Genomic DNA, 16260 nt, shown 5'->3' on the forward strand with positions numbered 1-16260 from the left:
GGTTCGGGTCATCCACCACGACTGCTCCCCATCGAACAAGAACCTTTTCCAGCCGCATGCGGCCGGAATCAAGAACGATGAGCCGGAACCACTTCGAAGACCTGTACCCGCTGTCGCCGCTTCAGCACGGCATGCTGTTCCACGCGCTGTACGCCCCGGAGGGCGGGGCGTACGTGGAGCAGTGGCCGCTGCTTGTGGAGGGCGAACTGGACGAGGACGCGTTCCATCGCGCGCTCGGCCAGGTGGTGCAGCGCCACCCGGCGCTGCGCACCGGCTTCGTGTGGGAAGGCGTTCCGCACCCGCTGCAGGTCGTTTTCCGCCAGGCAGAGGTCGCGGCCGAGCGGCGCGACTGGACGGATGCGGTGTCGGAAGACGAGTGGAAGGCCCGGCTGGACGCGTTTCTGGCGGAGGACCGGCGGCGCGGGTTCGACCTCAAGGCCGCGCCGCTCGTCCGCCTCGCGTTCCTGCGGGTGCGCCCGGATGCGCGGGTGGTCGTCTTCACCTTTCACCACATCCTCATTGACGCGTGGGCGGCGGGAATCGTACTGGGCGACTGGTTCGCCCTGTACCACGCCGAGGCCACGGGCGAGCCGCTGCGCCTTCCCCCCGCGCCGCGCTACCGCGACTACATCGGCTGGCTGCGGGGGCAGGACGCGGGCGCCGCGGAAGCGTACTGGCGCGCCGCCCTGGCCGGCTTCGCGGCCGCCACACCGCTCCCGCTCGACCTCGGCGGCGGCGACGTGGCCGAAGAGCACGGCGCCGTGCGCGCGCGGCTGGACGAGGCGCGCACCGGCCGCCTGTTCGCGGTGGCGCGCGAGCACGCACTCACCGTCAACGCGCTCGTGCAGGGCGCGTGGGCGCTGGTGCTGGCCCGCCACGCGGGGACGGACGATGTCGTGTTCGGGACGACGGTGTCCGGCCGGCCGGCCGAGCTGCCCGGGGTGGAGCGGATGGTGGGGCTGTTCATCAACACGCTCCCCATGCGCGTGGCCGTTCCGGCGCGCGAGACGGTGTCCGCGTGGCTGCAGGCGCTGCAGCGGCGGCAGGCGGAGGCGCGGCAGCACGAGCACGTGCAGCTGGCGGACGTGCAGGGGTGGAGCGGCGTTCCGCGCGAGCGCCCGCTCTTTGGCAGCCTGGTGGTGTTCGAGAACGCGCCCTCGGCCACCGCGGACGAATCCGCCGCGGCGACCCTGCGCGTTTCCGGCCTGCCGGTGGTGGAGCGTTCCAACTTTCCGCTCACCCTGGTGGTCGTCCCCGCGCCCTCGCTGGAGCTGCGGCTGAACTACGACCTGCGCCGGTTCTCCCCGGACGCCGCGCGAATTCTGGTGGACCACGTGTGCGCCGCGCTGGAAGGGATCGCGGACGATCCCTCCCGCCTGGTGGGCGAAGTGCCGCTGATGGCGCCGGGCGAAGCGGACGGGCTTCTGGCGCGCGGCGGGCAGACGGCGCGCGAGTATCCGGACGCGAGTACGATCCACGCTCTGTTCGCGACACAGGCGGCGGAAACACCCGATGCGCCCGCGCTCGAGTTCGACGGCGCGGTGCTGACGTATTCCGAACTGGACGCGCGCGCCAATGCCTTTGCCCGGCGCCTCGCGGCGGCGGGCGTGGGGCCGGAAAGCCGCGTGGGCGTGGCGGTGGAGCGCTCCGCCCCGCTCTTCGTGGCCCTGCTCGCGGTGCTCAAGGCCGGCGGCGTCTGCGTTCCGCTCGATCTTTCGCATCCCCCGGAGCGGCTGGCGTGGATGCTGGCGGACTGCGGCGCGGCCGCCCTTGTCGTGGGCGACGACGTGCCCGCCGGCCTGGAAGGGTTCGGCGGGGCCGTGGTGTCCCTGCGGGAAGCCGCAGCGGAGGCCGTCCCGGCGGCGCCGCTGGACACCGTTTCCGACCCCGACGCGCTGGCCTTTGTGGTCTACACCTCGGGCTCCACGGGGACGCCCAAGGGAATCGGCACTCCGCACCGCGGCATCGTCCGCCTGGTCCGCGGCACGGACTTCTTTCCCTTCAGCGCCGCGGAGCGCTTCGCCCAGCTCAGCAACGCCTCGTTCGACGCGCTGCACTTTGAGCTGTGGGGCGCGCTGCTCAACGGCGGCACCCTGGTGGGGATCGGGCGCGACGCGGCCCTTTCCGCCGACGGGCTGGCCGAGGCGCTGCGGGCCGGGCGCATCACCGCCGCCTTTCTGACCAGCGCGCTGTTCACGCAGGTGGCGGCGGAGCGCCCCGACGCCTTTGCCCCGCTGCGCCACCTGATCGTGGGGGGAGACGCGGTGGATCCGGGCGCCGTCCGCCGCGTTCTGGCCGCGACGGGAAGCGTGCGGCTGAGGAACGGCTACGGCCCCACCGAGTGCACCACCTTTGCCGTCACTCACCCCATCACCGGCGATCCCGGGCCGGCGGTGCCCATCGGCCGTCCCATCGCCAACACCACCGCGTACGTGGTGGATGAGCGGGGCCGGCCGGTTCCGGCCGGCGTGCCCGGCGAGCTGCTGCTGGGCGGGCCCGGGCTGGCGCGCGGCTACCTGGGGCGCGCGGCGCTGACCGCGGCCGCCTTCGTTCCTGATCCGTTCGGCGCCGCGGGCGGCCGCCTGTACCGCACGGGAGACCGCGCGCGGTGGAACGAGCGTGGCGAACTGGAGTTCCTGGGCCGGGTGGACCTGCAGGTCAAGATCCGCGGCTTCCGGATCGAACCCGGCGAGGTGGAGGCGGCGCTGGCCGCGGTCCCCGGCGTGGCGCAGGCGTCCGTTGTGGTCCGCGAGCCCGTTCCCGGCGACCGCCGCCTGGTCGCGTACGTGGCGGGAGCGGAGGGGGGCGCGCCCTCGCCGCAGTCGATGCGCGACGCGCTATCCGCCCGGCTCCCGGAGTACATGGTCCCCTCCGCCTTCGTGGTGCTGGAGCGCCTGCCGCTGACGGCAAACGGCAAGGTGGACCGCGGCGCGCTACCCGATCCGGCCGGCTACGCGGTGGCGGAAGAAGGATGGCAGGCACCCCGCACGGCCACGGAGCGCGCGGTCGCCGCGATCTGGTGCGAGGTGCTGGGCGTGCCCTCCGTGAGCGTGCACGCCAGCTTCTTCGCCCTGGGCGGGCACTCGCTGATGGTGACGCAGGTGGTGTCGCGCATCCGGCGAGAACTGGACGTGGAACTCCCCCTTCGCGCCGTGTTCGAGGCGCCCACGGTGGAAGAGCTGGCGCAGCGGGTGGATGCGGCGTCCCGGGCGGCGCAGGACGGAACGCCGCTGGAGCGCAGGCTGCGCGGCGGCACGGCCCCCCTCTCCTTTGCGCAGGAGCGCATCTGGTTCCTGGAGCGGCTTCTTCCGGGGTCGGCCCTCTACAACATCCCCATCCGCCTTCAGCTGCGGGGGGCCGTGGACCCCGAGGCGTTGCGCGGCGCGCTCGAGGATCTGGTCGCCCGGCACGAGCCGCTGCGCACTACGCTGGCGGAGCGCGACGGGGGCGCGGTGCAGGTCATTGCCCCGCCCTCCGGCTTCGATCTGCCGGTGACGGACCTGTCCGCCCTTCCGGAGGAACGCGCGGACCGCGAAGTGGAGCGGATGGCGGGCGAGGCGGCGGTGGCGCCGTTCGACTTCGCCACGGGGCCGCTCTTCCGGGCGCACCTGGTCCGCCACGGGGCGGCCCGGTGGACGCTGCTGATGGACGTGCACCACTCGGTGGCGGACGGCTGGTCCATGGGCGTCTTCCATCGCGAATTGGGCGCCTTTTACGAGGCCCGGCTGCGCGGGGTGCGCGCCACACTTCCCGCCCTGGCCGTGCAGTACGCGGACTATGCGGAGTGGCAGCGGACGTACCTTTCCGGCGACCGGCTGGAAGAACAGCTCGCCTTCTGGCGCGAACGGCTGGCCGGCGCTCCCTCGCTGGAGCTGCCCACGGACCGCCCGCGCCCCGCGGTGTCCGGGTTCGGCGGCGGCAGCCTGGGGTTCGCCGTCCCCGCCGGGGCCGCGGCCGCCGTCCGCGCGCTGGCGCGAAGCGAAGAGGTAACCCTCTTCATGCCCCTGCTGGCCGCGCTGCACCTGCTGCTCTGGAAGTACACGGGGGAGACGGACCACACGGTCGGCTCCCTGGTGGCGGGACGTACGCGGGCGGAAACGGAGGGGCTGATCGGGATGTTCGTCAACACCCTCCCGCTCCGCACGGCGCTCACCCCGGAGCTGACCTTTCGCGAACTGGTGCGCCGCGTCCGCGAAACGACGCTGGACGCCCACGCGCACCAGGATCTTCCGTTTGAACGCCTGGTGGATGAACTGGGGGTGGAGAGGTCCTTGGGCCGCCACCCCGTATTCCAGGTCGCGTTCACGGTGGAAGAGCGTCCGCATGGCCAGGAGTGGCGGATGGGGGATGCCGTCGCCGTCCAGCCTGACTCGGGGACCGGCACCTCCAAGTTCGATCTGACGATCGGCTTCACGCCGGCGGACGACGGGCTGTTCGGCGGGATGGAGTACGCCACGGAGCTGTTTGACGAGGCGACCGTCCGCCGGATGTCGGAGCACCTCGTCGACCTCCTCGGCGCGGCGGTGGCGGATCCGGACCGCCCCCTCCACGCCCTTCCCGGGCTGCTGCGCGGGGCGGAGCGGCAGACGCTGCTGGCGGAGTGGAGCGGCGCGTCCGTCCCGGTTCCCGACGCACCCGTGCACGCCCTGGTCTCTGCCCGGGCCGCGCGCACGCCGGACGCGCCCGCGCTGGTCGCGGGCGGATCAACGGTGTCGTATTCGGAGATGGACGCGCGCGCCAACCGGCTCGCGCACCACCTGCGGGCACGGGGCGCGGGCGCCGAATCCATCGTCGGCATCATCGCCGCGCGGTCGGCGGAGACGGTCATCGCCGTCCTCGCCGTGCTCAGGGCGGGCGCCGCCTATCTGCCGCTGGATCCCGCCCTCCCCCCGGCACGGGCGGAGGAGATGCTGGCGGACGCCGGCGCCCGCCTGCTGATCGACCCGGACGGCTCCGGCGTGTTCGGCACCGCTGGCGTGGAACGGGTGGACCTGGTCTCCGAAGCGCCGTCGATCGCGGCGCAGCCGGACACGGATCCCGCCATCGGAGTGCACCCGGAGCAGCTGGCGTTCATCATCTACACCTCCGGCTCCACCGGGCGTCCCAAGGGCGTCGCCGTGCCGCACCGGGGCGTGGCCAACCTTGCGCTGGCGTCCGCGCGGCGGCTGCAACTGGATGAGGGCGGCCGCGTGCTGCACTTCACCTCGCTCGCCTTTGACGTTTCCGTCTCCGAATTGTTCGCGACGCTGCTGAGCGGCGCCGCGCTGGTGATTGCCCCGCGCGAGGCGCTGATGCCGGGGCAGCCCCTGTCCGCCACCCTGCGGACGGAGCGCATCACGGTGCTCCACGCCCCTCCTTCCGCCCTCGCGGTGACGGACCCGGTGGATCTGCCGCACCTTCGCGCCGTGCTGGCCGGGGGCGAGGCGCTTTCCGCCGCGGTCGCCGGCCGCTGGGGCGCGGGGCGCCGGCTGGTGAACGGGTATGGTCCCACGGAAACGACGGTCTATGCCGCCACGGCCGTGGTGGAGGCGGACGATCCCGCCCCGTCCATCGGCACGGCGGTGCCCAACGCCCGCCTGTACGTCCTGGACCCGCAGGGTGACCTGCTCCCCGCCGGGATCTACGGCGAGCTGCACATTGGCGGGATGGGTGTGGCCCGCGGCTACCTGAACCGGCCGGCGCTCACCGCCGAACGGTTCATCCCGGACGCTTTTTCCGACACCCCCGGCGCGCGGCTGTATCGAACCGGCGACCGTGTGCGCTGGGAAGCGGACGGCCAGCTTCACTACGCCGGCCGCATGGACGACCAGGTCAAGATCCGCGGCTTCCGTGTGGAGCCCGGCGAAGCCGCGGCGCGGCTGGCCTCCCTCCCCGGTGTGGGCGACGCGATCGCGGTGGCGCATTCCGACGGGGCGGGCGACACCCGCCTGGTGGCCTACGTTACTCCGGTGGACGGCGCGGAGCCGCCCAGCCCCGAGGCACTGCGGGGTGCGCTCGCCCGCACCCTTCCCGACTACCTGGTCCCGTCCGTCGTGGTGGTGCTGGATGCGCTTCCCCGGACGCCAAACGGCAAGGTGGACCGCCGCGCGCTTCCCGCGCCCACCGTGCAGGGGGCCGCGTACGTGGAGCCGCGCACCGATACGGAGCGGATGCTGGCGGAGGTGTGGGGCGGTTTGCTGGGAGTGGAGCGGGTGGGGGCGGAGGACGGCTTCTTTGCGCTGGGCGGGCACTCCCTGATGGCGACACGGATGGTATCCGCCATCCGCGAGCGGCTGCAGGTGGACCTTCCGCTTCGCGACGTGTTCGAGACGCCGCGGCTGGACCAGCTGGCGGCGCGCCTGGACGCCGCGCTGGATCCGTCGCTGTCCGAACTGCTGGAAGATCTGGACGATCTTTCCGACGACGAGCTGCGCGCGCTGCTGGCGGAATCCGCCACGCCCGGCGCCGAATTCTGAGGCAACGATGACTGAGCTCCTGGACCGCCTGCGCGGCCTGACACCGGAAAAGCGCCGCCTGCTGGAGATGCGGCTGCGGGCCTCGCGCGACAGCGCCGCGGGCGGCCTGGCCGCGCGCGAGCGCACGGGGGAACCGCTTCCCGTCTCGTTTGCGCAGCAGCGCCTCTGGCTCATCGACCGGATGACGCCGGGAGCGGCTCTGTACAACATGGCCATGCCGCGGCGGATGTACGGCCCGCTGGACGTGTCCGCGCTGGAACGCACCCTCAACGCGCTCCGCAGCCGCCACGAGCCGTTCCGCACCGTGTTCGCGGAGCGCGACGGGCAGCCGGTGCAGGTGATCCATCCTTTTACGCCGGTACCGCTGCCGGTGGTGGATCTCTCGCACCTGCCGCCGGAGGCGCGCGGCGAAGAAGCGCTGCGGCTGGCCCGGCAGGACATGCTGGCCCCGTTCGACCTGGCCCGCGGCCCGCTCTTTCGTGCCACCCTGCTGCACCTGGACGACGACGACCACGCCCTGCTGCTGAGCATGCACCACATCGTCAGCGACGGGTGGAGCCTGGGCGTGATGGGGCGGGAACTGGAAGCGCTGTACAGCGCCTTCCGCGAGGGGCGTCCCGATCCGCTCCCCCCGCTCCCCCTGCAGTACGCGGACTACGCCGTGTGGCAGCGCGAGTGGCTGTCCGGCGAACGGCTGCAGCAGGAAGCCGCGTGGTGGCGGGAACGGCTTGCCGGCGCGCCCACCGCGCTGGAGCTGCCGACGGACCGGCCGCGTCCCGCCGCGCCCAGCGGGCGGGGCGAGCCGCGCGTCATCGTCGTTCCCGAAGCCGTCGCGAGTGGTCTCCGCGCCCTGGCGCTGGCGGAAGGCGCGACGCTGTTCGCCGTCCTGCTCGGCGCGCTCCGCGTGGTCCTCGCCCGGCACGCGGGGCAGGACGAGGTCGTGCTCGGAACCACGATCGCCGGCCGCACGCGCGCCGAGGTGGAGGGGCTCATCGGCTTCTTCATCAACTCGCTCGCGCTGCGCACGCCGCTGTCCGGCGACCCCACGTTCAGGGAGCTCGTGCGGCGGGAAAGGGAAACCGTGCTGGACGCGTTCCAGCACCAGGACTTGCCGTTCGAGCGCGTCGTCGAGGAGCTGCGCCTGCCGCGGGACCTGTCCCGCGCGCCGGTCTACCAGGCCATGTTCTCGCTCCACAACACGCCGGCCGGCGGGGGTGGGCCCCTTCCGGAACTGCGGCTGGAGCCGCTGGGGCTGGAGGCGGAAACGGTGCGCTTCGACCTGTCCGTGGAGGCCGCGGAGTTCGGCGGGCCCATCGCGGTGCGTGCGCTCTTCGCGACGGACCTGTTCGACGCGCGCTCCATCGAGCTGATCCTGGAGCACTACCTGGGGCTGCTGGAGCGGGTCGCGTCCAATCCGGACCGCCGCCTTTCCGACCTTCCGCTGCTGGATGAGGAGGACCGCGCCCTCGTACTGGGGGCATGGAACGACACGGCCCTCCCCTTCAACGACACCGCCACCCTCGCGGAGCTGTTCGAGGCGCAGACGGATCGCACGCCGGACGCCACCGCCGTCACCGACGGGGTGCGCGATGTCACCTTCCGTGAGCTGGACGCCGCCGCGACGCGCCTTTCCCGCGTGCTTCGCCGCCGCGGCGTGGGGCCGGAATCGCGCGTCGGCATCCTGCTGGAGCGCGGGGTGGAGCCGGTCGTCGCCCTGCTCGCGGTGCTCAAGGCCGGGGGCGCGTACGTGCCGCTGGACCCCGAGCACCCGGACGAGCGGCTGCGTGCGGTGCTGCTTGATGGCGGGATTCGCATGGTGGTGTCCCAGTCCGCCCTGCGCGCCGCGGCGGACCGGGCGGGCGCCGAGGTCGTGTGCCTGGAGTGCGACCGCGCGGAGATCGAAGCCGAGCCGGCGGAGCGCCTCGCCGTTTCCGCCACGGCGGAGAACCTGGCCTACGTCCTCTACACCAGCGGCTCCACGGGGACGCCCAAGGGGGTCGCCGTCCGCCAGCGGTCGGTTGTGAACCTGCTGCACGCGCTGGGGCGGGCGGTCCACGGAACGGACGAGGGTCCCCGGCGGGTGACGCTGAACGGGCCGCTCACCTTCGACACCTCCGTCAAGCAGTGGATTCAGCTGCTGGACGGGCACGCGCTCGCGGTCGTGCCCCAGGAGGTGCGCTACGATGGCGCCGCCCTGCGCACGCATCTGCTCCAGGTGCGCGCGGACGTGCTGGACTGCACTCCCGCCCAGCTGCGGCTGCTTCTGGATGCCGCGGGCGCGGAGCCGATCGGGCCGTCGCGCGTGCTGGTGGGCGGCGAAGCGATCGATCCGGAGCTGTGGACGGCGCTTTCCGCGCGGGGCGACGCGGCGTTCTTCAACGTCTACGGCCCGACGGAAGCCACGGTCGACACCACCGCGCTGCGCATCTCGGACGCGCATCCCCGGCCGTCGCTGGGCGGGCCGGTCGCGAACGTGACGGCATACGTGCTGGATGGGGAGATGCGGCCCGTTCCGGCCGGCGTCCCCGGCGAGCTGTTCATCGGCGGGGCGGGGGTGGCGCGCGGCTACCTGAACCGCCCGGCGCTGACGGCGGAGCGGTTCATCCCCGACCCGTTCGGAGCGCCCGGAAGCCGCCTGTACCGCAGCGGCGACCGCATGCGGTGGCGGGAAGATGGCACCCTCGACTTCCTGGGGCGCATCGACTTCCAGGTCAAGGTGCGCGGATTCCGCATCGAGCTGGGGGAGATCGAGGCGCTGCTGCGGGCGGAGACCGGGGTGCGCCAGGCCATCGCCGTCGTGCGCCGGGACGGGGGCGAGGACCGCATCGTGGCCTACGCCGTCACAGGCGATGCCGACGCGGGCGATGCCGACGCGGGGACGGCGCTGCGCGCGCGCCTTGCCGCGGCACTTCCGCCGTACATGGTTCCCTCCGCCGTGGTGGTGCTGGATCAACTGCCGCTGACGCGAAACGGCAAGGTGGACCGCGCCGCGCTCCCCGCGCCGGAGTACGGGTCCCGGGCGGAGCACGCCGAACTGGTGACGGAAACCGAACGGCGGCTGGCCGCGGTGTGGACCGAAGTGCTGGGCGCGGAGCGGGTGGGGGCGGAGGACAACTTCTTCGATCTGGGCGGGCATTCCCTCCTGGCGGCGCGCGTGATCGCGCGGGTGCGCGAAGGGTTCGGCGCGGACGTGCCGCTGCGGGCCCTGTTCGAATCGCCGACCGTCCGCGAACTCGCCGTGCGTGTGGACGCGCTGACGGGAAAGGCGCAGGCCGGCCCTCCGCTCGTCCCCGTCCCGCGCGACCAGCCCATCCCGCTTTCCTTTGCGCAGGAACGGCTCTGGTTTCTGGATCAGCTGGATCCGGGAACGCCGGTCTACAACGTCCCCCACGCGGTGGAGCTCGCCGGCCCGGTGGACGCGGACGCGCTGGTCGCGGCGGTGCGGGAGATCGTTCGCCGCCACGAGGCGCTCCGCACGGCGTTCGTTCCCGGCGCGGACGGGCCGGTGCAGGTCGTCCTGCCGGCGGACGGCTTCCGCGTGGAGCGGGTGGATCTGACTTCCGTGGCGGAAGACGAGCGGGAGGCGGAGGCGGAACGCCGCATCGCGGAGGAAAGCCGCGCTTCATTCGACCTGTCCGCCGGACCGCTGCTGCGGGCCACCCTTTTCCGCCTGCGACCGGACCGCCACGTCCTCCTGACCGTGGCGCACCACACGGCCTCGGACGCGTGGTCCACCGGGATCCTGTACCGCGAACTCACGGCGCTGTACGAGGCCTTCTCGCGCGGCGAGCCCTCTCCGCTGCCGCCGCTGGCGATCCAGTACGCGGACTTCAGCGCCTGGCAGCGCGCGTGGCTGGCCGGAGACACGCTGGAGGAGCAGATCGCCTACTGGCGCGAGCGGCTCGAAGGCGCGCCCGCCACGCTGGGACTGCCGACGGACCGGGCGCGTCCCGCCGTACAGGACCTGCGCGGCGGCAGCCATCGCTTCGCGCTTTCCGCCACGGCCGCGCAGGGTGCACGGGTGCTGGCGCGAACGGAGAACGCCACGCTGTTCATCGTGCTGCTGGCCGCCTTCCAGGCCGTGCTGCACCGCTGGTCCGGGCAGGACGACATCGTCGTGGGAACGCCCATCCTCACTCGCTCGCGTCCGGAACTGGAAGGGCTGATCGGCTTCTTCGGCAACACGCTTGCCCTGCGCACGCGCGTGGACGAGAACCTGTCCTTTCGCGACCTGCTCGGTCGCGTGCGCGACACGACGCTGGGCGCGTACGCCCACCAGGACCTGCCCTTCGAGCGGCTGGTGGACGCGCTGGGCGTGGAGCGCGCACTGAGCCACCCGCCGGTGTTCCAGGTGATGCTCACCCTCCAGAATGCGCCACCCGCGTCGCTCGCTCTGGGCGAGGCCGGGCTGGCGGGGCGCCGCACGGAGCTGGGCACCTCGCGCTTCGACATGACGGTGGGGGTGATCGAGGCCGGCGAGCAGATGCTGGGTGGGGTGGAGTTCGCGGCCGCGCTGTGGGACCAGGAAACGGTCGCGCGGATGATGGAACACCTGGACGTGCTTCTCGCCGCCGCCGTCGCCGCTCCGGATGCGCCGCTCTCGCGTCTGTCCATGCTTTCCACGGCGGAAACGGAGTGGATCGCGGACTTCAACCGCACCGAACGCCCGGCGGCGGCAGGGGTGTGCGTGCACGACCTGTTCGCGTCACAGGCGGCGCTGACGCCGGACGCGGCGGCGCTGGAGTTCGGGGACGAGTCGCTGACCTATGCCCAGGTGGACGCGCGTTCCAACCGCCTGGCCCGCCGCCTTGCCGCGCTCGGCGCGGGGATCGACGCGCGCGTGGCCATCTGCCTGGAGCGGTCGGTGGACATGCCGGTCGCCGTGCTGGCCGTGCTCAAGGCGGGCGCGGCGTACGTGGCGGTGGATCCCGCGTATCCCGCGGAGCGCATCGCGTACATGCTGCGCGACAGCCGCGCGGCCGTGCTGGTGACGACCGATTCCGTACTGCAGAAGCTGCCGGTTGCCGACACGCCCGTGCTGCGACTGGACGCCGACCGCGACGCGATCGTGGCGGAATCCGATGCGCCGCTCCGGGTGGACGTGCACCCGGAGAACCTCGCGTACGTCCTGTACACCTCCGGCTCCACCGGGCTGCCCAAGGGCGCCGCCCTTCCGCACCGCGCGCTGGTGAACCTGCTTCGCTGGCAGCTCGCCCGCTGGGAGGGGCGCGCGGCCGCGCGCACGCTGCAGTTCGCCTCGCTCTCGTTCGACGTCTCGTTCCAGGAGATCTTTGCGGCGTGGGCGGCGGGCGGCACGCTCGTCCTTACGAATGACGACACCCGCCGCGACGCGGAGGCGCTGCTGGCGCTCCTCCGCGGCCAGCGTGTGGAACGGCTGTTCCTTCCTTTTGCCGCCCTCCAGAACCTGGCGGAGACGGCGGAGCACGTGGACGGCCGACTGCCGGAGCTGCGGGAGATCATCACCGCGGGCGAGGCGCTGCGGACCACGCCGCAGCTGCGGGCCCTGTTTGCCGCCAACCCCGGGCTGCGGCTGGACAACCAGTACGGCCCGTCGGAGACGCACGTCATCAGTGCGCATCAGGTGGCGGAAGACGCGTCGGAGTGGCCCCTGCTTCCGCCCATCGGCGCGCCGGTGGACAACACCCGGCTGCACGTGCTGGACGGGCGGCTCCTTCCCGCGCCGGTCGGCGTTCCCGGCGAACTGTTCGCCGCGGGACAGAACCTGGCGCGCGGCTACCTGAACCGCCCGGCGCTCACGGCGGAGCGGTTCATCCCCGACCCGTTCGGCGCGCCCGGAAGCCGCCTGTACCGCACCGGAGACCGTGCTCGGTGGCTCCCCGCGGGGGAACTGGAGTACGTGGGGCGGACCGACTTTCAGGTGAAGGTGCGCGGATTCCGCGTGGAGCCGGGGGAGATCGAGGCCGCGCTGGGCACCCATCCCGCCGTGCGCGAAGCCGCCGTCGCCGTGCGCGGCGAGGGCGCGGAAAAGCGGATCGTCGCCTGGCTGGTCCCGGTGGAAGGCGCCGCGCCCACGGTCGCGGAACTGCGCGCCCATGTCGCCAGCCGCGTGCCGGAGTACATGGTTCCCGCCGCGTGGGTCACGCTGGAGCGGATGCCGCTCACGCCCAGCGGCAAGGTGGACCGCCGCGCACTTCCCGCCCCGGACGACACCGCGGAGGCAGCCGGCCGGGTCGCGCCGCGCACCCCCGCCGAGGAGGTGGTGGCCGGGATCTGGGCTCGCGTCCTGGGCACCGCGCCCGGCGTGCACGACAACTTCTTCGATCTGGGCGGGCATTCGCTTCGCGCCACGCAGGTGATGTCCCGCATCCGCGAAGCGTTCGGCGCGGATCTGCCGCTGCGCGCGCTGTTCGAGGCCCCCACGGTGGCCGGGCTGGCCGCGCGCGCGGCCGCTGCCCGCGCGGGGAGCGGATTCGTTCCGCCGCCGCTGGTGCCCGCGGCGCGTGACAGGGCCCTTCCGCTTTCCTTTGCGCAGCAGCGCTTCTGGTTCGTTTCCCGCCTGGCCGGGGCACGGACGGCGTACACCATTCCGGTCGCGCTGCACCTGCGGGGCGGCCTGGACGCCGTCGCGATGCAGTCCGCGGTGAATGCACTCGTTGCCCGCCACGAGTCGCTCCGCACCGTGTTCCGCGTGGAGAACGGGGAGCCGGTGCAGGTCATCCTTCCCGAACTGCACGTCCCCCTTCCCTTTGCCGACCTGGCCGGGACGGCGGACGCGGGGGAGCAGGCACAGGCCGCGGGGGAGGAGATGGCCCGCGCGCCGTTCGACCTGGAAGCCGGTCCGCTGTTCCGCGCGCGCCTGCTGCGGGTGGCGGAAGAGGAGCACGTGCTGCTCCTGGCCATGCACCACATCGTCAGCGACGGCTGGTCGCTGGGCGTGCTCTTTCGCGAACTGTCGGCGTTCTACGGCGCGGCGCGGGAGGGAAGGGAAGCCGCGCTGGCGCCGCTTCCCGTGCAGTACGCGGACTACGCGGTGTGGCAGCGCGAGCGGCTGGACGGCCCGGCGCTGGAGCGGGAGCTTGCCTTCTGGCGGGAAACGCTGGACGGCGCCCCCGTCCTGGCCCTCCCCACGGACCGCCCGCATCCGCCGCTCCCCTCGTTCCGCGGCGGAATGGTGCCCTTCGCGCTGACGCCGGAGCTGTCGGCTTCGGTAGCGGAACTCGGAAGACGCCACGGCGCGACCGTGTTCATGACGCTCCTCGCGGCGTTCGACGTGCTGCTGGCGCGCTGGTCCGGCGCGGACGACGTCGTCATCGGTTCGCCCATCGCCGGCCGCACGCCGGAGGAAACGGAGGGGCTGATCGGCGTCTTCCTCAACACGCTCACGCTGCGCGCCAGCCTGGCCGGCGACCCCACCTTTTCCGCCCTGCTCGAGCAGGTGCGCGGGCGCACGCTGGACGCCTACGCGCACCAGGAAGTGCCGTTCGAGCGGCTGGTGGAGGATCTCAAGGTGGAGCGCAGCGTGGCGCGGCACCCCCTGTTCCAGGTGCTGTTCTCCATGCAGCCTGGCGGAACCGGGGCCGCGCTGGAGTTCCCGGGGCTGCACGTGGGGGCGAGCGAGCCCGACACGGGAAGCGCCAAGGTCGACCTTACGCTGGCGATGGTGGATGCCGGCGGCGTGCTGCACGGCGGCTTCAAGTACGCGCAGGATGTCTTTGACGAGGCGACGATCCGCCGGCTGGCGGAGCACTTCGGCACCCTGATCGCCTCCGCGGTGGCGGCTCCGGACAGCCGGGTGTCCGCGCTGCGAATGATGGGCGCGGAGGAGCGGCGCACCGTGGTGGAGGAGTGGAACCGGACGGCGGCGGATCATCCGGTTCAGGTCATCCACCGGCTCGTTTCCGAGCAGGTCCGGCGCACTCCGAACGCGCCCGCGGTGGTGTCGGGTGATGCGTCCGTGACCTATTCGGAGCTGGACCAGTGGGCCAACCGGATCGCGCACCGTCTGGCGCGGATGGGTGCCGGGCTGGAGCGGCGCGTGGCCCTGCTGGTGGACCGTTCGCCGGCGCTGGTCGCGGCGGAACTCGGCATCCTCAAGGCGGGGTCGGCCTACGTCCCCGTCGACCCGCTTTCCCCGCCGGAGCGCATCGCGTACACGCTGGACGACGCGGGCGTGGTGGCCGTGGTGGCCGGCTCCGCCTGGCGCGAACGGCTGGTCCTGGTCTCCGCCCCCGTCCTGTGGCTGGACGAGGACGACCTGTCCGGCGAGTCCGCCGAAGAGCCGCCCGTCCACGCCGACGCGGACGCCCTGGCGTACGTCATCTACACTTCCGGCAGCACCGGCCGCCCCAAGGGGGTAGCCGTGACGCACCGCAGCACCGCCAACCTGCTGGGCTGGTACCAGTCCGCCTACGCGCTGGGCCCGGATGACCGGGGCTCGCTGCTGGGGAGCCCCGCCTTTGACGCGAGCGTGATGGAAACATGGGCGCCGCTCAGCGCCGGCGCTTCGATTCACGTTCTTCCCGAAGCGCTGCGCGGGGACCCGGCCGGATTGGCGCGCTGGCTTGGGGACACCGGCGTCAACGTCTGCTTTCTTCCCACGCCCGCCGCGGAGGCGGTGCTGGAAGCCATTGAGCGCGGCGTTCCCCGCCCCGCCTCGCTCCGTGCGCTGCTGAGCGGCGGCGACGCGCTCCGCCGCCGCGGGCCCGCCGGGCTGCGCCTGGTCAACGGATACGGGCCCACGGAAAACACGGTATTCAGCACCACGTCGGACGTGCCGCCCGCCGGGCCGGGGCTGCCATCCATCGGAAAGCCCCTGCACAACCAGCAGTGCTATGTGCTGGACGCGCGCGGCGAACCGGTGCCCATCGGCATCGCGGGTGAGCTTCACCTGGCGGGAGCGGGACTGGCCCGCGGCTACCTGAACCGCCCGGCGCTCACGGCGGAGCGCTTCATCCCCAATCCGTTCGCGACAGAGCCGGGCGCCCGGATGTACACCACGGGCGACCGGGTGCGGTGGCTGGCGGACGGGGAACTGGAGTTCCTGGGCCGGGCGGACGGCCAGGTCAAGGTGCGCGGGTTCCGCGTGGAACTGGGGGAGATCGAGGCCGTCCTGCTGGCCCACCCGGCCATCGTGCAGGCCGCCGTCACCGTGCGCGGCGAAGGCGCCAACCGGATGCTGGTGGCCTACGTCCAGCCGGCGGACGGCGCCGTCCTGGACGGCGCCGCCGTGCGCGCCCATGTCCGCGAACGACTCCCCGACTACATGGTTCCCGCCCGTGCCGTGCTGCTGGAGCGGCTGCCGCTGGGCGCCACGGGCAAGGTGGACCGGCGCCGCCTGCCGGAGCCGTCCAGCGAGGAGCCGCGCACCGTCTCCGTTCCGCAGAGCGCCACGGAGCGCACCATCGCGGCCGTGTGGCGCGAGGTGCTGGAAGTGGACGCGGTGGGGCTGGACGACAACTTCTTTGAGATCGGCGGGCACTCCATGCTGGTGGCCCGCGTGCAGGAAAAGCTGGGCAGGGCGCTGGGTCGCGAGGTGTCGGTGGTGGACCTGTTTCAGCACTCCACCGTCGCCGCGCTGGCCGCCCACCTGGACCCCCGCGCCTCTCCCGCCACGGCGGGAACGACGGAATCACCGCACGCCGAAGCCGCGGACCGGGGCGCCAGCCGCCGCGACCGCCTGCGCCGGCGGAGGTAAGCGGCGGGCGCGCGGAGGAGGTTTTCCATCAAACGCCTCCCGGAACGCGCCAGTCTGGGAACGGCAGACGCATTCGGACACGACATCGATCGACACTGCGGGACATACACAGCCAGGACCGGAAACGAT

2 protein-coding genes are annotated in these 16260 nt (G+C 72.9%); both read left to right on the top strand.

From position 1 onward, the window contains the following. The first annotated feature begins 77 nt into the window (after nt 1-77). Nucleotides 78-6455, top strand: a complete 6378-nt coding sequence (locus HNQ61_RS18825) for a non-ribosomal peptide synthetase (protein WP_170032161.1) — start codon at nt 78-80, stop codon at nt 6453-6455. 7 nt (nt 6456-6462) lie between these two features. After that, complete coding sequence (locus HNQ61_RS18830; protein WP_170032159.1) at nt 6463-16131, top strand: non-ribosomal peptide synthetase; 9669 nt, start codon at nt 6463-6465, stop codon at nt 16129-16131. Nucleotides 16132-16260 lie beyond the last annotated feature (129 nt).

This window comes from Longimicrobium terrae (genome assembly GCF_014202995.1).
In the GTDB taxonomy this organism is placed as follows: Bacteria; Gemmatimonadota; Gemmatimonadetes; order Longimicrobiales; family Longimicrobiaceae; genus Longimicrobium; species Longimicrobium terrae.

Bases quoted from the DNA above. Each gene is read 5' to 3' on its own strand.
- HNQ61_RS18830 (WP_170032159.1), top strand. From the start codon at position 6,463: ATGACTGAGCTCCTGGACCGCCTGCGCGGCCTGACACCGGAAAAGCGC.
- HNQ61_RS18825 (WP_170032161.1), top strand. From the start codon at position 78: ATGAGCCGGAACCACTTCGAAGACCTGTACCCGCTGTCGCCGCTTCAG.